This is a genomic window from Vibrio sp. Vb0304 (assembly GCF_033338995.1).
Lineage (GTDB): Bacteria > Pseudomonadota > Gammaproteobacteria > Enterobacterales > Vibrionaceae > Vibrio > Vibrio alginolyticus.
In genome coordinates this window covers 94,657-115,662 of the sequence record NZ_JAWOTT010000009.1, presented here as the reverse complement: position 1 = coordinate 115,662, position 21,006 = coordinate 94,657, and the positions used below count along the sequence as shown (strand labels likewise).

General features: G+C 43.9%; 23 protein-coding genes and 1 tRNA gene. 10 read left to right on the top strand and 14 right to left on the bottom strand.

Features of this window, described 5'->3' with window-relative positions; all coding sequences use genetic code 11:
- Positions 1-227 precede the first annotated feature (227 nt).
- Both R7P35_RS13295 and R7P35_RS13290 read right to left on the bottom strand, forming a co-directional pair.
- Positions 228-914: a general secretion pathway protein GspB gene (locus R7P35_RS13295; protein ID WP_005379904.1), complete on the bottom strand. Its 687-nt coding sequence runs from the start codon at positions 912-914 to the stop codon at positions 228-230.
- Entirely contained in the window at positions 914-2,530 is a 1,617-nt protein-coding gene (locus tag R7P35_RS13290; protein ID WP_213896523.1) for an ExeA family protein, read from the bottom strand. The genes R7P35_RS13295 and R7P35_RS13290 overlap by 1 nt, the downstream gene beginning before the upstream one ends.
- 137 nt (positions 2,531-2,667) lie before the next feature.
- Between R7P35_RS13290 and R7P35_RS13285 the strand changes: the two genes are divergently transcribed.
- On the top strand, positions 2,668-3,888 hold the full coding sequence (locus R7P35_RS13285; RefSeq protein ID WP_064353610.1) for a multifunctional CCA addition/repair protein: 1,221 nt from the start codon (positions 2,668-2,670) through the stop codon (positions 3,886-3,888).
- A gap of 52 nt (positions 3,889-3,940) precedes the next feature.
- Here the strand turns inward: R7P35_RS13285 and R7P35_RS13280 are convergent, their stop codons facing one another.
- From R7P35_RS13280 to folB, 3 genes are read right to left on the bottom strand one after another with little or no spacing between them, the layout of a single operon-like run.
- Positions 3,941-4,744 (bottom strand): undecaprenyl-diphosphate phosphatase, encoded by an 804-nt coding sequence (locus tag R7P35_RS13280; RefSeq protein WP_017636143.1) that lies wholly within the window; start codon positions 4,742-4,744, stop codon positions 3,941-3,943.
- A gap of 14 nt (positions 4,745-4,758) precedes the next feature.
- A complete protein-coding gene (gene folK, locus R7P35_RS13275) occupies positions 4,759-5,241 on the bottom strand; it encodes a 2-amino-4-hydroxy-6-hydroxymethyldihydropteridine diphosphokinase (protein ID WP_005387457.1) in 483 nt (160 codons plus the stop codon).
- On the bottom strand, positions 5,238-5,597 hold the full coding sequence (folB, locus tag R7P35_RS13270) for a bifunctional dihydroneopterin aldolase/7,8-dihydroneopterin epimerase (RefSeq protein WP_005387458.1): 360 nt from the start codon (positions 5,595-5,597) through the stop codon (positions 5,238-5,240). Before folB ends, folK begins: the two co-directional genes overlap by 4 nt.
- 250 nt (positions 5,598-5,847) lie before the next feature.
- Here folB and plsY point away from each other — a divergent pair, with 250 nt between their 5' ends.
- Positions 5,848-6,459: a glycerol-3-phosphate 1-O-acyltransferase PlsY gene (gene plsY / locus R7P35_RS13265; protein WP_005379857.1), complete on the top strand. Its 612-nt coding sequence runs from the start codon at positions 5,848-5,850 to the stop codon at positions 6,457-6,459.
- A gap of 34 nt (positions 6,460-6,493) precedes the next feature.
- Here plsY and R7P35_RS13260 read toward each other — a convergent pair whose 3' ends face one another.
- Together R7P35_RS13260 and tsaD are read right to left on the bottom strand one after the other, a co-directional pair.
- Positions 6,494-7,309, bottom strand: coding sequence for an alpha/beta fold hydrolase (locus R7P35_RS13260; RefSeq protein WP_005379855.1), 816 nt, complete (start codon positions 7,307-7,309; stop codon positions 6,494-6,496).
- 176 nt (positions 7,310-7,485) lie between these two features.
- Positions 7,486-8,502 carry a tRNA (adenosine(37)-N6)-threonylcarbamoyltransferase complex transferase subunit TsaD gene (gene tsaD / locus R7P35_RS13255; RefSeq protein WP_005379854.1) on the bottom strand — a complete coding sequence of 339 codons (1,017 nt, stop codon included), beginning with the start codon at positions 8,500-8,502 and terminating at the stop codon, positions 7,486-7,488.
- 230 nt (positions 8,503-8,732) lie between these two features.
- Here tsaD and rpsU point away from each other — a divergent pair, with 230 nt between their 5' ends.
- The 5 genes from rpsU to R7P35_RS13230 all read left to right on the top strand — a co-directional run bounded on the left by rpsU (position 8,733) and on the right by R7P35_RS13230 (position 13,528).
- Positions 8,733-8,948 carry a 30S ribosomal protein S21 gene (gene rpsU / locus R7P35_RS13250; RefSeq protein ID WP_001145625.1) on the top strand — a complete coding sequence of 72 codons (216 nt, stop codon included), beginning with the start codon at positions 8,733-8,735 and terminating at the stop codon, positions 8,946-8,948.
- A 27-nt stretch (positions 8,949-8,975) separates the two neighbouring features.
- Positions 8,976-9,419 carry a GatB/YqeY domain-containing protein gene (locus R7P35_RS13245; RefSeq protein WP_005379720.1) on the top strand — a complete coding sequence of 148 codons (444 nt, stop codon included), beginning with the start codon at positions 8,976-8,978 and terminating at the stop codon, positions 9,417-9,419.
- Positions 9,420-9,568: 149 nt separating this feature from the next.
- On the top strand, positions 9,569-11,335 hold the full coding sequence (gene dnaG, locus R7P35_RS13240; protein WP_005379719.1) for a DNA primase: 1,767 nt from the start codon (positions 9,569-9,571) through the stop codon (positions 11,333-11,335).
- A 99-nt stretch (positions 11,336-11,434) separates the two neighbouring features.
- Positions 11,435-13,297 (top strand): RNA polymerase sigma factor RpoD, encoded by a 1,863-nt coding sequence (gene rpoD, locus R7P35_RS13235; protein ID WP_005395986.1) that lies wholly within the window; start codon positions 11,435-11,437, stop codon positions 13,295-13,297.
- Positions 13,298-13,452: 155 nt separating this feature from the next.
- Positions 13,453-13,528: transfer RNA gene (locus R7P35_RS13230), tRNA-Ile, on the top strand.
- Positions 13,529-13,752: 224 nt separating this feature from the next.
- Here the strand turns inward: R7P35_RS13230 and R7P35_RS13225 are convergent.
- The 3 genes from R7P35_RS13225 to R7P35_RS13215 form a co-directional block, all read right to left on the bottom strand.
- Positions 13,753-13,884, bottom strand: coding sequence for a hypothetical protein (locus tag R7P35_RS13225; RefSeq protein ID WP_017634400.1), 132 nt, complete (start codon positions 13,882-13,884; stop codon positions 13,753-13,755).
- A gap of 67 nt (positions 13,885-13,951) precedes the next feature.
- On the bottom strand, positions 13,952-14,827 hold the full coding sequence (locus tag R7P35_RS13220) for a phage integrase N-terminal domain-containing protein (protein WP_033906066.1): 876 nt from the start codon (positions 14,825-14,827) through the stop codon (positions 13,952-13,954).
- A 482-nt stretch (positions 14,828-15,309) separates the two neighbouring features.
- Entirely contained in the window at positions 15,310-15,633 is a 324-nt protein-coding gene (locus R7P35_RS13215; protein WP_017634402.1) for a hypothetical protein, read from the bottom strand.
- A 314-nt stretch (positions 15,634-15,947) separates the two neighbouring features.
- On the opposite strand from R7P35_RS13215, the gene R7P35_RS13210 reads away from it, so the two are divergent.
- From R7P35_RS13210 to R7P35_RS13200, 3 genes are all read left to right on the top strand, one after another.
- Positions 15,948-16,451 (top strand): Hcp family type VI secretion system effector, encoded by a 504-nt coding sequence (locus R7P35_RS13210; protein WP_140331584.1) that lies wholly within the window; start codon positions 15,948-15,950, stop codon positions 16,449-16,451.
- Complete coding sequence (locus tag R7P35_RS13205) at positions 16,448-17,233, top strand: DUF4225 domain-containing protein (RefSeq protein WP_158173645.1); 786 nt, start codon at positions 16,448-16,450, stop codon at positions 17,231-17,233. The genes R7P35_RS13210 and R7P35_RS13205 overlap by 4 nt, the downstream gene beginning before the upstream one ends.
- 384 nt (positions 17,234-17,617) lie before the next feature.
- The gene (locus tag R7P35_RS13200; RefSeq protein WP_213906564.1) at positions 17,618-17,866 is read left to right on the top strand and encodes a hypothetical protein; all 249 of its coding nucleotides are present in this window, start codon (positions 17,618-17,620) and stop codon (positions 17,864-17,866) included.
- A 60-nt stretch (positions 17,867-17,926) separates the two neighbouring features.
- Here R7P35_RS13200 and R7P35_RS13195 read toward each other — a convergent pair whose 3' ends face one another.
- The 4 genes from R7P35_RS13195 to R7P35_RS13180 form a co-directional block, all read right to left on the bottom strand.
- Complete coding sequence (locus R7P35_RS13195; RefSeq protein ID WP_213906565.1) at positions 17,927-18,697, bottom strand: hypothetical protein; 771 nt, start codon at positions 18,695-18,697, stop codon at positions 17,927-17,929.
- A 183-nt stretch (positions 18,698-18,880) separates the two neighbouring features.
- Entirely contained in the window at positions 18,881-19,081 is a 201-nt protein-coding gene (locus R7P35_RS13190; RefSeq protein ID WP_318092187.1) for a helix-turn-helix transcriptional regulator, read from the bottom strand.
- A gap of 195 nt (positions 19,082-19,276) precedes the next feature.
- On the bottom strand, positions 19,277-20,545 hold the full coding sequence (locus R7P35_RS13185) for a VapE domain-containing protein (protein WP_213906566.1): 1,269 nt from the start codon (positions 20,543-20,545) through the stop codon (positions 19,277-19,279).
- A complete protein-coding gene (locus R7P35_RS13180; protein WP_213906567.1) occupies positions 20,529-20,729 on the bottom strand; it encodes a helix-turn-helix transcriptional regulator in 201 nt (66 codons plus the stop codon). The genes R7P35_RS13185 and R7P35_RS13180 overlap by 17 nt, the downstream gene beginning before the upstream one ends.
- Positions 20,730-21,006 lie beyond the last annotated feature (277 nt).

Sequence of the window (21,006 nt, the reverse complement as noted above, 5' to 3'; positions counted from 1 at the left end):
CAAGTCATTACTCCGAAGTTCGTGAAGATGGTGTCTTTTTACACAACGCTGACTGGAATCGCGCTATCAATAGATGAATGATATTGGTGCTATTTAAACGACTGAGGAAAGCTATATTTTGCTTGTTTGAGTATCTAGAAATCATCACCAGAATAGATGCAAAAGATGCTCTGAAAAATAAAAAGCCAGCGATATGATTTCGCTGGCTTGATGTGTTTCTACAAGAGTTACCCTTTCCACTCATACAACGCTGGTATACGAATTTGCTCACCTTGGAACTCAACAATCACAGCTTGCGGTTGTATTTCTCTTAGAGTGACCTGATCATCAACGACATCCCCCTGATGATACTCAACATTGTTAATTTTCACCCAACGGCGATTTTCATCACTAGCGTACATATGGGTTTGCAAATTAAGCGCAGGTAGACGCCCTTGCCACTGGTGAGCGTTGCGCTCTAAATCGTTCACGCGTGCCGTTTGTGATGACGAATTGTCATCATCTCGGGATAAGGCATTTTCGACCTTCCTAGCTAAATCAGGAGATAATGAGGATAAATCCAGATCATCCAAAGACAACCCGAGGTCCTCTTCAGCAGCAGAAGTCGTTTGGGTTGATGCTGAGTCGCGTGTTTCATCTCTGCTTGGTGTATGGCTCGTGTATTCATCGGGGGTGGTAAATGTACCAAAATCACGCGATAGCTCTGCACTTGGCCACTCTCTTGGCAATTGGGCCAACTGGGTGTTCTCTGGATAGTCTAATACTTTGAAAGGTGATACCACTTCGACCTTTTCTATCGGGGACGTTGTATCTACTTCAACACTCGGTGCAAAGAGATCTAAGTACCAAGCGACTCCGATAGCAGAAGCAGTGATTGGCAGCAAGAACAGACCTATATGTTTCACAGCTGACATTATACGTCCTCCTTCTCTATTCTCGCCAGTTGAGGCGCATCTGGTTGAACATTTTGCTGAAGTCGGTCTAGCGTTCGCTTACCTGCAATACCATCGACACCAATTCCTTGCCAACGTTGAAATAACTCGACTCGCTCTTTCATCGCACCATCAAAAATAGACGTTTCAAGCAGTGGCTCACTCACCGCTTCTGCTAATAATCGGTCTAATACTTCAATCGCAGGGCCTTCCATGTCTAACCGTAATGTTTCATTCAGCGGAGCATGCCGCAGTTCGATAATATTGCCCTGCCACAACGGCTTTAGCCACGAAACTGGCAGACGCAGACGCTGCTTGCCATTGAGCACTTCAGCTTGGTCATTACCGACGGCATATAGAATGACATACCCAACATCACCTTGATAATTCAACTCCAAGATCACAGGGCGATTTTGTTGCATCAACAGCGGCCAAGTCGCCATTTTACGCTCACAACGCATAGTCGACTGCGGTTCTGACAAACAAAGATTATCGCGAACCGATGCTTGATACCCCCACAAACGATACAAATCATTTACAGCGAGGTTCGACTGTTTTTGTGCTAACAATAAATCACGCTGCTCATCCGTTAACTGTTGGCTTACGACGGTTGGTGTTGGCTCTACTCTTGGCTCCGTCACTTGTGTCAACACTGACGTCGCTTGAGCTGGCATATAATTCACGACCGCCCACCCCGTACTTAATGCAGCAATAAGGCCTACCGTGACAGAGCCCCAAGCAGGCCAACGGAAAGTCCGGCGCTCTTTTTTATCTTGCTGATAAATATCTGCCTGAAACTGCATCACCTCTTCACAGGCCTGCTGAACGGTTTGCTTATCCACCACCACATTACCCTGGTGATAACTAATGTTGAGGGATTTGTCACAGATAAGGTTGATGAGCCGCGGTATACCGTGACTGTATTTGGCTATAAGTTTACAAGAAGCACGATTAAACAGTTGCTGGTCGCCACCTGCTGTATGTAGTCGAAATGCGATGTAATCTTCTGTCTCTTTTTCATCCAACGGCAACAGGTGATAACGCCCGGTAATACGCTGGGCAAGTTGGCGTAGTTGTGTTGTTTGTAATAACCGCTGCAATTCAGGCTGCCCGACCAACAACACTTTGAGCAATTTTCTGGTATCGGTTTCCAAGTTGGTCAACAAGCGCAACTGCTCTAGAACGTCGGCAGCAAGGTGTTGAGCCTCATCAATGACCAGCAATGTCTGCCAGCCTGAACGATAATTACGCAGCAAATATTGATGGATAACCTGGTTTAGCTGTTTGAGGTTTGCATCTGGCGGATAGGTGATTTTGAACTCATCGCAAATGGCTTCGAGCAAGTCTCTACTCGAAAACGTGGGATTGAGAATAAGACCCGCTTTGGTGTTATCCCCCAAATTCGCCAGCATCGCTTTTGCGACGGTCGTTTTGCCTGTACCTACTTCGCCAGTAAGCATAGCAAAGCCACCGCCATCGCCTAGCCCAGCTTGGAGATGTGTGATTGCCTCTTTGTGACGTTGGCTTAAATACAAATAACGTGAGTTTGGAACAATCGAAAATGGTTGTTCGACAAACCCAAAAAAGTCCTTATACATTAGGCTCTCCAGCTAAAAAACCACCTGGGAATAGTCAGACATGGTATAAACGCTCTTCTTCTATTCTTAGGAGTAAAGAAAAGTACCATTGCTTGCTACAATGTCCAACGGCATATCCATAAATTAAGAGGTAATTCGTGCAAGTTTATTTAGTAGGTGGCGCAGTTCGAGATAAATTGCTCGGAATTGATAGTTATGACAACGACTGGGTGGTCGTAGGCGCGACGCCCGAGATGATGCTGTCCCAAGGATACACCGCCGTTGGTAAAGACTTTCCTGTATTTCTGCATCCCAAAAGTAAAGAAGAATATGCCCTTGCACGAACAGAGAGAAAGTCAGGTTCTGGTTACACTGGTTTTGAATGTTTCTTCGATCAAAACGTCACCTTAGAAGAAGATTTGATACGTCGTGATTTAACCATTAACGCGATGGCAATGGAGAGTGATGGCACGATCCATGACCCATATGGTGGCCAGCAAGATCTCAACGATAAACTGCTACGCCATGTATCAGACGCCTTTATTGAAGACCCTCTACGCGTTTTACGTGTCGCTCGCTTCGCAGCGAAGCTTGCTGATCTAAACTTTACGGTTGCCGACGAAACCATGCGGTTAATGCGTCACATGGCAGAGTCCGGAGAGCTGAGCACACTGACTCCCGAGCGTGTTTGGCAAGAATGGCATAAATCTCTCTCTACTCCTCGCCCTGATATTTTCTTATCGGTTCTACGAGACTGTGGTGCATTAACCGTGGTGTTACCTGAAATTGATGCACTATTTGGCGTACCTCAACCTGAGAAGTGGCATCCAGAAATCGATACTGGCATCCATACTTTGATGGTGGCAGAGCAAGCCGCAAAATTGAGTAACTCACTCCCCGTCAGGTTTGCCGCCCAAGTGCATGACTTGGGTAAGGGCGTGACGCCAGAGAGCGAATGGCCAAGCCACAAAATGCATTGCCATACAGGATTAAAACTGATCAAAAAGCTGTGCGAACGTGTCCGGGTACCAAATGAGTTTCGTGATTTAGCCTTGATGGTGTGCGAACAGCACTCCAATATTCATCGCGCGGCTGAACTTAAACCACAAACCATAATTAAAATACTCAATAAGCTTGATGGGTGGCGTAAGTCCGAACGTCTGCAAGATATCTTGCTTTGCTGCCAAGCGGATCACGCTGGTCGTAAAGGACTGGAAACGCAACCATATCCACAGGCGGATATTTTTAGGCAAGCCTACCAAGCAGCAGCGGCAGTTGACGTTCAAACCATAATCAAAGAGGGCTTTAAAGGCCCTGCGATTCGTGACGAGCAAGAAAAACGACGTATTGAAGCAGTGAAAGCAGTACTTAAGAAGTAACGAACAAACAAAAACGCCCGCGGATTTCGCGGGCGTTTTTCGTTAGCATCAATTATGCACTTAATAGAAAAGCGAACAAACCGACGCCCAAAATGAGACGGTAAATCACAAACGGTGTCATGCCCATGCGTGAAATCATCTTCAAGAAGAAGTGGATACAGATGTACGCACTGATAAACGATGTGATAATGCCAGTAAGTAAGAAACCAACATGGACAGGTTCACCACTGGTCACTAACTTCATGCCTAAGTAGCTACCAGCTAATGTAATGATTGGGATCGACATTAAAAACGAAAATCGGGCAGCCGCTTCTCGAGTAAAGCCAAGGTAAAGCGCTGCTGTGATGGTCGCCCCTGAACGTGAAGTTCCAGGAATCATCGCTAAGGCTTGAGCAATACCGATAAATACAGCTTTCTTCCAACCCGTTTGGTATTCATCGGCAACGAGTTTAGCGTTTTTGTCTACCCACCATAGCAACAAGCCAAATACGATCGTGGTAGTCGCGATGACGTAAGCGCTACGTAGATACACTTCAATGATGTCTTTCATCAATAGACCGAACACACAAGCTGGAATCGTCGCAATCACGATCATCCAAGCCAATTTAGCCTCTTTACTGCGATCTCCTTTAAAAATCGAAGCAAATAACGCTTGAAACAAAGTGATTACTTCATGACGAAAATAGATCACGACAGCCATTAATGTACCGACGTGAACAGCAACATCAAAGGCCAGACCTTGGTCTTCCCATCCTAAAATAGCGGAAGGCAGGATCAAATGGGCAGAGCTTGAGATAGGCAAAAACTCTGTCAGCCCCTGAATCAGAGCCAAAATAAAGGCTTCAAAATAACTCATGTAAACAACTCAAATTAAAAATGAAAGGAAACGGGTTTGAGCGAATCGACTGGCTGCATAGCATGCCAAATGTCTGCGACTGTGCGTCCATCGCCTGGGATCACTAATTGCGGTTCGAGATCATACAACGGCTTTGTGACAAAAGGATATTTGTAGATATCACTGCGAGGTAGCTCAGGTTTTTTCTTGGAGACGCGCTCACCGAACAACACTATATCGAGATCCAGTGTTCGATCCTGATACTTTTGCGCGTTTTCTTCGCGTCCCCATTTAAATTCAATCTCGCGTAGTTGATGGCTCAACTCTTCTAATGACAACTCGGTACGCATTGCAACGACAAAGTTGTAGAAATTCTTACTGCTAAAACCAATAGGTTCGCATTCATATATCGGTGATACGAGGAGATTTTCTCCAAGCCGTTGCAGCTCCTGATACGCAGCAAGCACATGTTGCTCTCTTTCTACGTTCGTCCCAACACCGATATAGGTGGTGATCATGCTCGGCCTCGCTCAATCACCACACCAACAGCACGTGCTTGCGGCACGGCGCCAGGCTTCGCTAGGCGGATTTTCACCCAAGGCACAGAGAAACGCTGCATGATAAGCTCTGCTACTTCTTCAGCCACGCGCTCGACCAGTAAGAAACGACCATTTTCAATGTGGTTAAGTACCGCCTCACTCACCTGCGAATAATCCAGTGCATCTTGCACATCATCACTTTTGCCCGCAGGTTTATTATCGTGTGCCATTTCAATATCTAGAACCAACTTTTGTTTGATTTGTTGTTCCCAGTCGTACACGCCAATGGTGGTGATTACTTCTAACTGTTCAATAAAAACTTTATCCAGAGCCATCTTATGTCCTTCTATTACAGAGGTCGGATACCCGTGAGGGGTAATTTGATCGTAGTATTCTATACCTAAGTAACATTTACTTTGGTCATCACAATGTTACTTAGGTATAAACTGCGAAAGCATCTTTATATACAAGAAATCACATAATGCAAGCTCTATCACAGTGAGGATTTCTGCATTATGTAAATTCGGGGTATGATAGCAACTACGCGGGAACCGAGCATTAAATTCCAATCCATCAAGGACTTCTATGGACGCACTGGCACTGATAATGACAATGGCCGCCTATTTATTAGGTTCGGTTTCCAGTGCGGTTTTGATCTGTCGACTCTTAAAACTGCCAGACCCACGCAGTGTGGGATCTAACAATCCTGGAGCAACGAACGTATTGCGTATTGGCGGACGAGGAGCCGCTGTTTCAGTCTTGTTGTGCGATATGCTCAAAGGCACTATCCCCGTGTGGGGCGGATACTTTCTTGGTATCGACCCTATCATTCTTGGCGTCATCGCCATTGCTGCCTGTCTTGGCCACATGTACCCCATCTTTTTCCACTTTAAAGGCGGAAAAGGTGTCGCAACCGCGCTTGGCGCTATCGCTCCGATTGGTTTGGACTTAACTGGATTGGTAATGTTAACTTGGCTGTCAGTAGCCGCGCTATTCCGCTATTCATCCTTAGCGGCTCTCGTCACGGTTTTGGTCACTCCGTTTTATACTTGGATGTTTAAACCGCAATACACGTTACCTGTTGCTATGCTGTGCTGCTTAATCGTATTTAAGCATCATCAAAATATTCGTCGGCTTTTGTCTGGCGACGAGCCAAAAATCGGCGAGAAAAAACTGACACAAAAAAACTCGGCTTAATGCCGAGTTTTTCGTTTAAAGAAGGATGTATTGGTTACGCATGAACTCGATTCAGGAAGTTCAACAACATCTGGTTGACGAACTCAGGTTGCTCTAAACAACTGATGTGTCCCGCTTGGGGAATCTCCACCAACTCACTGCCTGTGATACAGTCTTTCATTAAATAAGATTCAAAAACTGGACGTGGTTTATCTTCACAGCCCACTGCAATTAACGTCGGCAGAGCAAATTTTTCCGAATCCTCAATCACATCCCGGCGACCAAACACCATGCGCCCCATGCGAGCTACTTCCACCGCACGCTCACCGTTCAGCTCTTCTAAACTGCGTTTGAATGAAGCGACAAGTTTAGGGTTATCCTGATTGACGTTGTTGGCAAAGAACAGCGGCACAACGGCTTCAATAATTGGCGCAGGCACTGCTTGGACTTGGCTGATGGTATCAAGCATTGCAAAATACTTTTTATACGTAACTTCTGGCTCCCAGCCAATGAAGGTATCCATCAATACCAGTGACTTAACACGTTGCGGCGCTTGAGCCGTTAGCTCAGCTCCCCACATGCCGCCAACAGATAAGCCCACTATCGAGAATTCTTCGATATCTAAATGATCCATCAATGCCAACATATGTTGTGCATAGTCGGCCAATGACTGTGTCGATGCAGGTGCAGCGTCCGATTCACCATGTGCCCAAAGATCTGGCACAATACAACGGAATGACTGGCTTAAAACCTCAACTTGTGGCGCCCACATTTGGCTATCCCAAAGGTAACTATGACCAAATAGAAGCACAGGGCCCTCACCTTTATCTAGATAAGCAAGTTGCTGACCTTCAATTTCAAACTTATTCATTGTTATATCCATTTCTTATTCTTCCACGTCATCCTAGCACTGAAACAATCGCGAACTGATCGCATCAGTCAGAATGTAAAACGAGGCGGTTCATTGAATAATTAAAAATAAAGGCCTCTGAGGAGCAGAGACCTTTATTACAAAGAACCGGTTTCAAACCTACCGCATAAATTTGACTAAGCGACAGGTGTTAGTTGATCAATTGGCCAACGTGGACGAGCCTCTACTGACATATCAGCCACTTCGCCATTCTTCAAGCGCTGCATGCCTGCGTAAGCGATCATCGCACCGTTATCTGTACAGAACTCAGTACGTGGGTAGTAAACTTCGCCGCCAACTTTCTTCGCTAACTTCTCTAACTCAGCTCGCAAACGACGGTTAGCACTCACACCACCAGCAATAACAATGCGTTTCATGCCTGTTTGCTCAAGCGCGCGCTTACATTTAATAGCCAACGTAGCACACACAGCCTCTTCAAATGCCAATGCGATGTCCGCGCGGGTTTGCTCGTCATCACCGTTTGCAGCAATCGTGTTAGCCGTAAAGGTTTTTAGACCAGAGAAACTCATGTCCAAACCTGGCACATTCGTCATTGGGCGCGGGAACTTAAAGCGGCCCGGTGTACCTTTTTCCGCCAGTTTAGATAATAGTGGACCGCCTGGGTAATCCAAACCCATTAGCTTCGCTGTTTTATCAAACGCTTCGCCCGCCGCATCATCAATCGACTCACCTAGAATTTTGTACTCACCGATGCCTCTCACTTCCACCATCATAGAGTGACCGCCCGATACTAATACCGCCACAAACGGGAACGGTGGAGGGTTATCTTCCAACATTGGGGCCAATAGGTGACCTTCCATATGATGAACAGGTACCGCTGGCACTCCCCAAGCATAAGCAATACTGCGACCGATAGTCGCACCCACTAATAGCGCCCCAACAAGACCAGGCCCCGCGGTATACGCGACACCATCGATGTCTTTTGAAGTTAAGTTCGCTTCTTTTAGTGCCTCTTTAATAAGAGGAATGGTTTTCTTTACGTGGTCACGTGAAGCCAACTCAGGCACCACACCGCCGTAATCTGCGTGCAGTTTTACTTGGCTGTATAGCTTGTGTGACAAGAGACCGTTTTCATCGTCATAAATTGCGATGCCAGTCTCGTCACAAGAGGTTTCAATACCAATAATGCGCATGGTTTTCTCAGTATGCTTTCTGTATAGAGGAAATTTGGGCGTCATATTACCTCGCCTTGGTGCTGCAAACAAATTTTGTACAGACAATAATCGACAAAAGGCTTTACAAAGTAGTTGTGATCGGATTAAAATTCCGCACCATTTTTGATCAAGCTGGTAAGAGACCTAACAATTGTGATTTGGTCTGTTGAATACCAGCGTTAACGAATAACCCCTGAGGTGAAAGGCATATGCCAGTAGTTAAAGTACGTGAAAACGAACCGTTCGACGTTGCTCTACGTCGTTTTAAGCGCTCTTGCGAAAAAGCAGGTATCCTTTCTGAAGTGCGTCGTCGTGAGCACTACGAAAAACCAACTACAGTTCGCAAACGCGCTAAAGCAGCAGCTCAAAAGCGTCACGCTAAGAAGCTAGCTCGCGAAAACGCTCGTCGCGTTCGCCTGTACTAATAACTGAGCTCCAAAAGGAATTTAGTTATGGCTCTGATTGATCAACTCAAAGAAGAGCAAAAATTAGCGATGAAAGCCAAGGACAAATTGCGCCTTGGTACTATTCGTTTAGCCCTATCAGCAATCAAGCAACGTGAAGTTGACGAACAGATTACTCTGAACGATGACGACATTCTTGCAGTATTGACCAAGATGGTTAAACAACGTCGCGATTCTGTAGCGCAGTTTGAAGCAGCGGGTCGTCAAGATCTTGCTGATGCGGAACAAGCAGAAATTACCGTTCTTGAGGACTTTATGCCTCAACCACTGACAGACGAAGAAGTAGCGGCTCTCATCGAGAACGCGATTGCTGAATCTGGCGCAGCTGGCATGCAAGACATGGGCAAAGTAATGGGCGTTCTGAAACCGCAAATTCAAGGGCGTGCAGATATGGGTAAAGTAAGCGGTTTAGTTCGCGCTAAATTGGCTTAAGGTACCCCACCCAATTGCAGCAAGCCGTGCTATCCTTTGGAGCGCACGGCTTGTTTGTATCTGGATGGATGGAATGAAATCAATGGGCAATACGCTCATTCTTTTAAGGCATTCACTCCACTCATCATCTTCTTTTTTTGTTAGGTTTTATGGCTGGACACATCCCTCGCAGTTTTATCGATGACCTTCTAGCTCGACTTGATATTGTCGATATCATCGACGCACGTGTGAAACTTAAGAAAAAAGGCAAAAACTACGGCGCATGCTGCCCGTTCCACAACGAAAAGACACCCTCATTCAGTGTCAGTCAAGAAAAGCAGTTCTACCATTGTTTTGGTTGTGGCGCGCATGGAAATGCCATCGATTTTTTGATGGAATTCGACCGACTAGAATTCGTCGAAGCCATTGAAGAACTCGCTTCATACTTGGGTTTAGATGTTCCTCGCGAACAACGTAGCGGCGGTAATGGTTCGTTTCAATCAGGCCCACAAGCAAGCAGCAGTGAAAAACGTAACCTATACGACTTAATGGGCAGCATTGCTCAATTTTATCGTAACCAACTCAAACAGCCAGCAAGTAAGGTGGCGATTGAGTATCTAAAAGATCGCGGCCTGTCTGGTGAAATCGTCCAGAAGTTTGGCATCGGCTATGTGGCTGATGAATGGGATTTAGTTCGTAAGAACTTTGGCCAGAATAAAGAAAACCAAGACATGCTCGTCACTGGCGGCATGTTGATTGAAAACGATAAAGGCAACCGCTACGACCGATTCCGTGGTCGAGTGATGTTTCCTATTCGAGACAGACGCGGTCGAGTAATAGGCTTTGGTGGTCGAGTATTAGGTGATGGGACACCAAAATATCTCAACTCACCCGAAACCCCGATATTTCATAAAGGTAAAGAGTTGTATGGCCTTTATGAAGTACTACAAGCGTACCGTGAGCCACCACAAATTTTAGTGGTTGAAGGCTATATGGATGTTGTCGCGCTTGCTCAATATGGCGTAGATTATTCCGTTGCCTCATTGGGAACCTCGACAACGGGCGATCACTTGCAAGTGTTATTCAGGCAAACAAGCACCGTCGTGTGTTGTTATGACGGTGACCGCGCAGGCCGTGAAGCCGCGTGGCGTGCCATGGAAAATGCATTGCCTTACCTAACGGATGGTCGCCAGTTAAAATTCATGTTTTTGCCGGATGGAGAAGATCCCGACTCTTATATCCGACAAAACGGAAAACAAGCATTTGAGCAGCAAGTGTCTAATGCGATGCCCTTGTCTGAATTCATGTTCAGCTCATTGACTCAGCAGGTCGATATGAGCACGAAAGAAGGCATGGCAAAACTGAGTACTCTTGCGGTTCCTCTCATTGATAAAGTCCCTGGCGGCACTTTAAGACTATACTTGAGAGAATTGCTTGGCCGCCGTTTGGGTTTGGTTGATGAACGCCAACTACAGCAGCTAATTTCAAAACAAGGTAAAGAGGATAAAAGGCCTCAACCTCATAAAGAAATCAAGCGAACGCCGATGCGAGAAGTGATCGCGTTACTGATTCAAAACCCACAATACGTAAGTATGGTGCCAGATCTAACTAGCGTTAGAGATTTGCCCATTCCTGGTCTAAGTTTATTTGTTGATGTACTTGATAAATGCCAAGCGCATCCCCATATCAACACAGGCCAATTATTAGAGCATTGGCGAAACAGCCAAAATGAGACCCTTCTGTCTCGTCTCGCGAGTTGGGACATTCCACTCGATGAGGACAACCAAGAAGAAATCTTTTTAGACTCACTGGATAAAATTATTGCCCAGTGCGTAGAAAAACAAATTGAAAACCTGCAGGCCAAAGCAAGAAGTGTCGGTTTATCAGCCGAAGAGAAAAGGGAGCTGCTAGCACTTATGCTAGATTTAAAAGCGTAACCCTGTTTAATTAGTCAGCAACGATTTAATTTGTTATAGTAAGTGGTTTGCATTTCGCATACTGATTCCTTCACCAGATTACGAAGTTGGATACCGTCTATGGATCACAATCCGCAGTCACAGCTAAAGTCACTTGTTATTAAAGGCAAGGAACAAGGCTATCTGACCTACGCCGAAGTAAATGACCACCTACCTGCTGAAATCGTAGATTCAGAACAGGTAGAAGACATCATTCAGATGATCAACGACATGGGCATTAAGGTAGTAGAAACTGCTCCTGATGCTGATGATTTAGCACTGAACGATGACACAAATATTACCGATGAAGATGCAGCCGAAGCTGCAGCCGCTGCACTTTCTAGCGTAGAGAGTGAGATTGGTCGTACAACAGACCCAGTACGTATGTACATGCGTGAGATGGGTACTGTCGAACTTCTAACTCGCGAAGGCGAAATCGACATCGCAAAACGTATTGAAGAAGGTATTAACCAAGTTCAATCGTCTGTTGCTGAATACCCAGGCACAATTCCGTACATTCTTGAGCAATTTGACAAAGTTCAAGCTGAAGAACTACGTCTTACAGACCTAATTTCAGGTTTTGTAGATCCAGATGCTGACGACACCGCTGCACCAACGGCAACACACATCGGTTCTGAACTGACTGAATCTCAGTTAGAAGAAGAAGACGATGAAGACGTTGATGACGACGAAGATAGCGATGACGATTCAGATGATTCTGAAGAAGATGTAGGTATCGATCCTGAATTAGCGCTAGAGAAATTCAACCAACTACGCAGCACCTATCAAAATCTTCAATTAGCAATCAACGAGTACGGCTATAACAGCCCGAAAGCAACCGTTGCTAATGAAATGATGCTAGACGTATTCCGCGAGTTTCGTCTAACACCTAAACAGTTTGATCACCTAGTGAATGAACTGCGTACTGCTATGGATCGCGTTCGTACTCAAGAGCGTCTGATCATGAAGTCAGTGGTTGAATACGGCAAAATGCCGAAGAAATCATTCATCGCGCTGTTCACTGGTAATGAATCAAGTGAAGCTTGGCTGGATGAAGTTCTTGCTTCAGACAAGCCATACGCTGAAAAGATCAAACGTAACGAAGAAGAAATCCGTCGTTCAATCGCTAAGCTAAAAATGATTGAAGAAGAGACTTCTCTAAACGTACAGAACATTAAAGACATCAGCCGTCGTATGTCTATCGGTGAAGCAAAAGCTCGCCGTGCGAAGAAAGAGATGGTTGAAGCGAACTTGCGTCTTGTAATTTCTATCGCGAAGAAATACACCAACCGTGGCCTACAGTTCTTGGATCTGATCCAGGAAGGTAACATCGGTCTGATGAAAGCGGTAGATAAGTTCGAATATCGTCGTGGTTACAAGTTCTCGACTTACGCAACGTGGTGGATCCGTCAGGCAATCACTCGTTCAATCGCGGACCAAGCACGTACGATTCGTATCCCGGTACACATGATCGAAACGATCAACAAGCTAAACCGTATTTCTCGTCAAATGTTGCAAGAGATGGGTCGCGAGCCACTACCGGAAGAACTGGCAGAGCGCATGCAAATGCCAGAAGACAAGATTCGTAAAGTTCTAAAAATCGCTAAAGAGCCTATCTCAATGGAGACACCAATCGGTGACGACGAAGATTCGCATCTAGGTGATTTTATCGAAGATACAACGCTAGAACTTCCGCTAGATTCTGCAACAGCAACTAGCCTTAAAGTGGCAACAAAAGACGTGCTTGCAGGTCTAACGCCACGTGAAGCGAAAGTACTTCGTATGCGCTTTGGTATCGACATGAACACTGACCATACTCTAGAAGAAGTTGGTAAGCAGTTCGACGTTACTCGTGAGCGTATCCGTCAGATCGAAGCAAAAGCACTACGTAAACTTCGTCACCCAAGCCGCTCAGAGACTCTGCGCAGCTTCCTAGACGAATAATCGCAGCGCATACAAGCTTTTAGAAATCAAAAAAGGTGACTTTAGGTCACCTTTTTTATTATCTACTGTTCTAAGTGGATAAAAACTAAGCGCAATTGCCCTAGTTGGTATCTAGACACCTTGCAACGCTTCCCCTATAATCGTTGTCCTATTAAGGCCCCTTAGCTCAGTGGTTAGAGCAGTCGACTCATAATCGATTGGTCCGCAGTTCAAGTCTGCGAGGGGCCACCATATTCTAGAAGGCGTAGCAGGTTAGTACCTGCTACGCTTTTTTTGTACCTAGTGATTTTGGGTGTAGTTGTGGGTGTAGTTAGGAAGTTGCTTAGCTCACAATTTTGGACGCTTTGCTGAGCTTGCCAACATTTTTCCATCACGAGCAGAACAGAAAATTCGATAAGATAATAAAAAAGCGCCCCCTTATGTGAAAGGGGGCGCTTTTTTATTATCTGCCTATTTTACTCAATTCCGTGTTTACGATCATACCAAATAGCTAACAAAGGCAAACCGATTGTACCAACGGTAACTAGAGCTAAAAATAAAAGTTGAGCTAAAGTCATACCCGTTACATCCAAAAGTTGTACTAACATATTGAAACCCGCCCTAGTGTACTTGTGGTTATATTTTAACCTAAAAATACAAAACTTGATAATGTGCTTACCGGCCAAGATAGATAACTGTAATCTCTTCTCGCTCATGCCCTAACTCTCTACTAATAATAAGGCGAGCTTCTTTATCTGCACTTTTTTGTTCTCTACTCAGCTCTCTGCTAGTTAAACCACCCGCTTTAGGTGCATTCATTCCTGTCAGTTCTATGTATCGCTGTTGAGCATATTGATGGCGTAGACCATGGTTCTTGCATAACCCAACCTTCCTACAAGTATTTTCGTAGTGCTTTAGCTGTTGAATGTACTTTTTGCCTGCGGGAATCAGAGAGCCTCTTGGGGCAATAGCTATAGCCCGCTCTAATACCTGCTTTTGATATTCGTTTCTGATTGGTACCTCTCGCGCCTTGCCACCTTTAGTCCAAGAACCCATTAAATGAATTCTATCTGCTTTAATCGCTATACTGGGGTTAAACTTCAAAGCTTCTTCCCGCCTCAGACCGAATGCAGATTGTAGCTCTAACGCTATTTTTATATATGGGTCTGAGATTGCGTTAAACTTTACTTCATCAAGCTCTTTCGCCTTGTTGGTACTATTGTCACTGAAAACTCTCTTTCCTATCCCCAACTCTTCATTGGACTTGGGTAACAAATGCTCACGTCCAGTCTTTTCGAATACCCAACGAATATGTGCCATTCGGTTTTTTATAGTTCCAACGCTTAAGCCTTGACTTTGCCAATGCTCAACCAAAAATTTTACGTGCTTTAACTTAAGTGTATGTGGAGTTAAGTGCCTGTACCCTCCTCTTTTTAATTGTTTTTCGATTTGGATGAGGATGTTTTTACGTGCAGCTTGAGATGCATAACTCCCATCAATGTTGCGCTTCATTAACAAAACTAGGCCGTGTCGTAAGTTTGGTTTGCTCATGACTCTTACTCCTAAACAAATAAGAGCCATATAGCTCATATGGCTCTATCTACTTGAAAAATGATGGAGAAAACGTAATCAAACCACGTGAACCTGATGGTTAGTGATAAGCCCAATTCAAACTTATGGTTAGTAAGATGAATGCCTCAGAGACGATTAGGGCAAGAGTGATGGTTTGTGTATCGATAGTTACGAATGTCGTACATGATCTACTTGAAGAAGCGTGAGCATCTACGAGAAGAGCATTGTGACATCACAATGCTGGTTACGTTTCTTTCTCCTGTTGAACATTTATGATTTATGAAGAGTCTTTATAGCGACAGCTACTTTTTTATTTACGTGATGAGACTACCAATCTGTCACTTGGCTGTCACCAAGTGACCCCGCTTAAAAGAAATAACGAGAATATAGAAAAAATAAGGTGATGCGCTCGTGGTATACCTCCTGTCACTACCTATTTCACAGCTAGTGACAGGAGGGCTTTAACGTGCGTTCTTTATGCTGTTGAGCAGTGGTTCTTTGATATTATCGATACATAGAACAGCTTCTTGCAAAGACGACTCAAGGCGTGGATCAAAGTAACCATACTGAACGAATATCTGACGTTTGATGTCATCTGGAGATTTCAAGTAATTGATTATATTTTCATCTGTAAGCTTAAATGGTGGCTCTTGGATTAACATGGCCGTAATTGCTTTAGCCATGACGGCGCGATGCTGCAAGTCCAAACTCGTGACAGCATCTCTAAACATACCTTCTATGTCTTCCATGTAGCGCTTCCAAATAAATTCGTCCATCTGCACCATACATCCCCCTTTACGTTGTTTTGTTCGCACTGCGAACATTCACTTACAGTATCACTATAAGCGAATCAGAAAATCTTAATGTGAACAAAGCCAAGAGCAATGAATAAAATGTAATGAAGATGCTCTTCTAAGCAGTAATTAGGTTAATACTAAGGCCTGACTAAAGAATGCTGCTGACCTTCACGAATTTGATAATACCTGCTTTTAGAGCGTCTTCACGGACATTTCAACTAATAAGAACATCGATATGCAAGGTGACCCACTTAGTTTAGTTTGCTAGCATTTTTTGCACGTTTAAGATTCAGGAAAAACCAATGAGTACAAAAGCTTACCTATCCATAGAGAGCATCATGAGTGGTTGTCTATCAACAGGCTGCAATACTTTCTATTCTATGGGAAACAGCTATCAGCTAGGTCATGAGGATGAGATTACCGTCCTATCTTTCTCTCATTCGATTGCACACGATAGCCGCTCGATCCATGCTCCAATTCAAATTGTTAAGAAAATTGATAAATCTTCACCAGTATTGGCTCAAGCGTGCTCCGATGGGGAAGAGTTAAAATGCCGCCTGACTTTTTATAGGCCAAATCATAAAGGTGGGGATGAGCTTTTTTATGAGATAACGTTGAGTGGTGCCCTAATTAGGTCAGTTTCATCTCATATGCCACATGTCGTCGACTTCAACGAAAGCGAGATGACAGAAACTGTCGCTATTTCATACAGGGATATTAACTGGCGTCATGTTGGAGCAAACACTGCTGCTTTTGCATCTTGGATACAGCCACTTTCCGAACTTAAGGAAAAAGCAACCCAATGAGCAATATTCCTACGCACATAGAAGAAGACGAAGTAAGAGTTGCAGTTAGAGGTTTGCTTCGTCAAGCTAACATGTACAGCATGAGTCACTTGCAAGACCCAACCGTCCAACATCAATTTCGGGAAGAATATCGTTTTCTTGGTCAATGCCTATTGAATGATTACAGAGATGGGATTCTAGTAGGGAGCAAAATTGTTCGTCTGGTAAAGCAAGAACGACAAAGCTTGATTGATCAAGCTCTTGAACTGGGCAAATATGGTATTGGTCTTATAGCTGGAGTAGGACAATTATCTGCTGGATATGGTATCTGTGTTACAAGCTCTGTTTTTTCTATAGCTGGCGCGTCTTGGTGCAGTGGCGTTGGTACTCCAATGATTACTCACGGGGGAAACAACATTTATGAAAACTCATACAATATAACTGGTAATATCGTTCAGAACTGGAAAGGGCGATATACCGGCGATTATGGTGACAATAATAGCTTTATACGAAAAGGATATCACTTAGCAGCAGAACAGATGGGAATGGCACCGAGAGATGGTGATGCCGCATACGCTGCCGTAGATATCGCAACAAGCTTATATGGATTAAAAAGCACTTTAAAGGCCGTCCCACATGCGAACGTGCCGAATGCTCGCCAATTTAAACTTTTTTACTACTCATCTAAAGATTTTTCGAAAGGGTGGAGAACAATGTCTAGTGGTGCATTACTCAACGAAACGTTTGGTAATTATAATACTATGGAAGGTGCGATCTCCCCCTACCTTGAAGAGGGCCAATAATGTCAGTAGTGCAATACGCATTCATTAGTCTAATTGGACTAGGAACAAGTCACTTTTTGTCAGAGCGTTACAGAAAAAAAAATACTAATATAAGATTTATTTTATATGTTGCTGCGGCATGTGCATTTGGCCATCAGCACTACAGCATTTTGTTTGAAAAAACCATTGTCGACAATTGGTTATTCTTCATTAATTCTAACTCCGAAACTGTATCAGACTCTCTGAGGTTTATGAGTTTTGTTTTCCTAGTGTCCACTACTGCTACATTACCACCATCTAAGTTTAGCAAGCTCTTTAGTCACTTCTCTCGTCGTGATTGATTAAAGCGCTTCACAAAGTTCGGAAGCCTTATCTATAATTTGAAAGGCAATGTGAGGACGGAACATGGAAGATAAAAAAGCCCTCAGCCCACTATCAATACTCAGCATGACTTGTATTTCACTAATCGAAAGCATCATTTTAATTCTAGACGCCTCAAGAGATAGTGAAGATAGTGAGCATATCAGCTTTGACGATGGGCTATCAGACAACATCTACTTTGATGACATCGGATGTGAGTTCGAGCGGGATTTAGAGGGTAAGTTGAGGAATAGGATTACAGAAAAACGACATAGAGATGATTCAGATTGGTAGCTGGGGAAAAGTGACTCAACATTTACTGTACATTAAGTCACTTCATTCTAATTATATGCTTCAGTCAAGTGTATTTGTTTGGTGATAAGAGAAAGACCATAACCAATCGCCAGCTTCCGCTTCATCTAAAGGCACTGGCTCTTGGTTTAAGCCAAAGATCATCAATTTACTGCTTCTTCCATCTACACTATGAACCAGTTTAAGGTCAACAAGCTCAACTTTCCCATTAAATCTGCAAACGTAGTAAGAGCCTTCATTTGTAGGTTGGCTCATAAACCAAGGTGAGCGCTCTGGTCCTAATGCACTAAAACAATGGATATTCCTAGCAAAGTTAAATACCGCCTCAACGAGCTCCGGTTTACTAAATTCAGACGTAATCTCTACATCATGGGCAAGTTGAAATGGAGATATGCTCCAACCATAACGATTAAAGCTATCAACAAAAAAATCGATTAAGTTATCAGCATTATCTCTTAAGGCATCCATGTAATCATCTAGATAGAATCCAGGCTCATCAAACAATGAGAGGTCCACATATCTAAATACTTTAACCCCCATAACTGACTTAGCCCAATCTAAAGCGGTGCTAAGGTTCAAAAACTGCTTTGTGTCCTTACCGTAATCAACTATTACACAACCAATGTCTTCTATCACAGAACAGAGAGCATTATCATGATTTAACGGAGTCATTGGAGATAAATACTCCTCATAATAACCAAACAACACATTTCTCATGTCAACATGACAAGACATAGCTATACTTGTTTGGTTGCAATATTTAACTGATGCAGAATCAAACTGCTTGCTCCAATTACGCTTAATCCTATTCATATTTCCTTCCTTCTGGTGAATGAGAAGCGAACAACCCCTCAATGTCAGAAAGAATGTTAAAGCCGATGAAGTTAAATATTTTTTTTAAGCTAACGATTACTGCATTTATCCCAACAAGTGGGATTAACGTTCGCAGTGCGAACAAAAAGCGAGGCTCATAGCCTCGCTTACACTTAAATAACTTTAATTGTAATCTTCAAAATACTGTTCTTGAGTAACCAACCAATCAACAAAATCTCTTTTTCGCCACCCCAAACAGCGTCCGTTGATTTGAATTGGTTTAGGAAAGCACTTGTCTTTGGCCCACCAACGCCAGATCGTCCTCGGACTGCGACCTAGTGAGTCTGAAACTTCTTTAAGGGACATAATTCGGTCTCTTGCCATGAACATCCTCCTTTTTTCATTTGATGACTGAACCAGTATCTTTGATAAAAAGAGGTGTAACGGTTTTAAGAGGTCGATTGATTGAATTGATAACAATGTTCGCAGTGCGAACGGTATACACTTGGTTTTTCTCAATTTACTTCACTTACTCCACTTTAAGTGAGGTAAGTGAAGTAAAGTTATAAACATACAATCTCAGAAATGTGGACGATAGCTGCTTGGAAACAAATACAGCCTGTAGCCATCTTTGTAACGAGTTTCAATTTTCCCCTCATCAGCTAATCGCTGTAGAGCTCTGCCGACATGAGCAACATAGTTACATGGTATGCCTAAGATCTGGCTAATTTGGCCAGGTGCAAGCCATTCAGTCTGGCTTCGATTATCATCAGCCTCCATTGATATTCGCTCCTGAAGCATTTTATACCAACGCCCTTTATCCAAATATTTATCTGATACCGTATCAACCAGAGCCTGCTCGTCCATTGACAGTACCCAAGGCTCACCAGCTTCATACATGTGCTTGACCTCCAACCAAAACTGCCGCAATGACTCGGGCTCTTCTTGGCGAAGGCTGCCAGTTCCGTTGTATTGCCACCCGAGAATCCGATTCACAGTAGTCATATCAATGGGTTCATTTAGTTCAATCACACCAAACCGAGTATTACCCGTTCTGTCCTTCAAGAAATCTTGGCCGTTTACCGTCGCTATCAAAAGCGTTTGCCTCGGTTTTTTGAGGTCGGTACGCGCATAGGGCAACCTGATTGTGTCTGCCTCTTGGGATATAAATGCTTTCAGCTGACCTTGACTGTGCTTTGTTGAAGACTCCAGTTCACCGAGTTCAACAATCCATGACTTAATAATAGGTAACACGCTATCTTTACAGCGAGGATCTAAAGCCCGACCTCCAAGAAATGCCCCTTGTACGATGTCACCTATTCTTGATAAGAAAGCAGTTTTTCTAAAAGACTGCTTACTCTGAAGCACTGGCACTAACTTACTACTAAACCGAGGCTCGTACAGCGCCGCAATACAACCAACAAGCCACCTCCGCATAATTAGCTCCGTAACTTCAGGTCTCTTAGAACGGATGCACCCAATAACTTTTTTCACTCGTTCGACGCCATCCCATTTAGAGTCAGCCAGATACAAAACAATAGGGTGATATGAACGCTCTTTTGCCAAAACATGTAGATGATCACCAATTGCTGCTTTTGGTACATCGAATCTTGCACATTCGCTTATCAGCTTACTCATTAACACCTCATATTCCATAACCTTACCGTTATGGATCACTTCTATCTCAGTGTTCATCGCATTTAAGTAAGGGATATACCCTTTGTGCTCTAACAGTACCCTTAGGTTGTCATCTGTATTCAGAATAAGCTTCTTAAGCCCTTCTTTTTTCTTGTCTGGAAAATCGAGTTGATGCTCGCTCGGCTGACTTTTATCACTTGCTGCTGTCACTTTTCCCCCCTTGATTCTCCATCCAGTTATCTAGCTCAGACTCTCGCCACCCAAGGCAGCGTCCATTAATCAGAATGGGTTTCGGAAATGTTTTCTCTTTTGCCCACCATCGCCAAATAGTTTTGGGAGTTCGTCCTAAGGCTTCTGAGACCTCTTTCAAGGACATGATTCGGTCATGTGTCATCAACTTTCTCCTTATCTCATCAAATGACAGGAGTTAGTATCTTGGAAAAAAAAGGAGGGAACGGTTTTAGGAGGCCGATTGCTTTAATTGTTCTTGTCAACAAACTGCAACCAGAGAAAACTGCTCGCAGTGCGAACAGAAGATGAAACTCGGAGCCAAAAGATTTGCTAATAAAAAGTTTGTCGTGATCGACTCAGGCTCCTTCTGGACATAAATTAATTTAGGGTTTCAGTAGCGCTTTCGCTTTCGGATAACTCTTAGTATTGCAAAACGCAAT

What these genes read in the sequence shown, in the direction of transcription:
- dnaG (WP_005379719.1), top strand. Translation starts at nt 9,569, where the DNA reads ATGGCTGGACACATCCCTCGCAGTTTTATCGATGACCTTCTAGCTCGA.
- R7P35_RS13200 (WP_213906564.1), top strand. Translation starts at nt 17,618, where the DNA reads ATGGAAGATAAAAAAGCCCTCAGCCCACTATCAATACTCAGCATGACT.
- R7P35_RS13210 (WP_140331584.1), top strand. Translation starts at nt 15,948, where the DNA reads ATGAGTACAAAAGCTTACCTATCCATAGAGAGCATCATGAGTGGTTGT.
- folK (WP_005387457.1), bottom strand. Translation starts at nt 5,241, where the DNA reads ATGATCACCACCTATATCGGTGTTGGGACGAACGTAGAAAGAGAGCAA.
- rpoD (WP_005395986.1), top strand. Translation starts at nt 11,435, where the DNA reads ATGGATCACAATCCGCAGTCACAGCTAAAGTCACTTGTTATTAAAGGC.
- folB (WP_005387458.1), bottom strand. Translation starts at nt 5,597, where the DNA reads ATGGCTCTGGATAAAGTTTTTATTGAACAGTTAGAAGTAATCACCACC.
- R7P35_RS13195 (WP_213906565.1), bottom strand. Translation starts at nt 18,697, where the DNA reads ATGAATAGGATTAAGCGTAATTGGAGCAAGCAGTTTGATTCTGCATCA.
- rpsU (WP_001145625.1), top strand. Translation starts at nt 8,733, where the DNA reads ATGCCAGTAGTTAAAGTACGTGAAAACGAACCGTTCGACGTTGCTCTA.
- plsY (WP_005379857.1), top strand. Translation starts at nt 5,848, where the DNA reads ATGGACGCACTGGCACTGATAATGACAATGGCCGCCTATTTATTAGGT.
- R7P35_RS13290 (WP_213896523.1), bottom strand. Translation starts at nt 2,530, where the DNA reads ATGTATAAGGACTTTTTTGGGTTTGTCGAACAACCATTTTCGATTGTT.
- R7P35_RS13205 (WP_158173645.1), top strand. Translation starts at nt 16,448, where the DNA reads ATGAGCAATATTCCTACGCACATAGAAGAAGACGAAGTAAGAGTTGCA.
- R7P35_RS13180 (WP_213906567.1), bottom strand. Translation starts at nt 20,729, where the DNA reads ATGACACATGACCGAATCATGTCCTTGAAAGAGGTCTCAGAAGCCTTA.
- R7P35_RS13245 (WP_005379720.1), top strand. Translation starts at nt 8,976, where the DNA reads ATGGCTCTGATTGATCAACTCAAAGAAGAGCAAAAATTAGCGATGAAA.
- R7P35_RS13260 (WP_005379855.1), bottom strand. Translation starts at nt 7,309, where the DNA reads ATGAATAAGTTTGAAATTGAAGGTCAGCAACTTGCTTATCTAGATAAA.
- R7P35_RS13190 (WP_318092187.1), bottom strand. Translation starts at nt 19,081, where the DNA reads ATGGCAAGAGACCGAATTATGTCCCTTAAAGAAGTTTCAGACTCACTA.
- R7P35_RS13220 (WP_033906066.1), bottom strand. Translation starts at nt 14,827, where the DNA reads ATGAGCAAACCAAACTTACGACACGGCCTAGTTTTGTTAATGAAGCGC.
- R7P35_RS13295 (WP_005379904.1), bottom strand. Translation starts at nt 914, where the DNA reads ATGTCAGCTGTGAAACATATAGGTCTGTTCTTGCTGCCAATCACTGCT.
- R7P35_RS13280 (WP_017636143.1), bottom strand. Translation starts at nt 4,744, where the DNA reads ATGAGTTATTTTGAAGCCTTTATTTTGGCTCTGATTCAGGGGCTGACA.
- R7P35_RS13215 (WP_017634402.1), bottom strand. Translation starts at nt 15,633, where the DNA reads ATGGTGCAGATGGACGAATTTATTTGGAAGCGCTACATGGAAGACATA.
- R7P35_RS13225 (WP_017634400.1), bottom strand. Translation starts at nt 13,884, where the DNA reads ATGTTAGTACAACTTTTGGATGTAACGGGTATGACTTTAGCTCAACTT.
- tsaD (WP_005379854.1), bottom strand. Translation starts at nt 8,502, where the DNA reads ATGCGCATTATTGGTATTGAAACCTCTTGTGACGAGACTGGCATCGCA.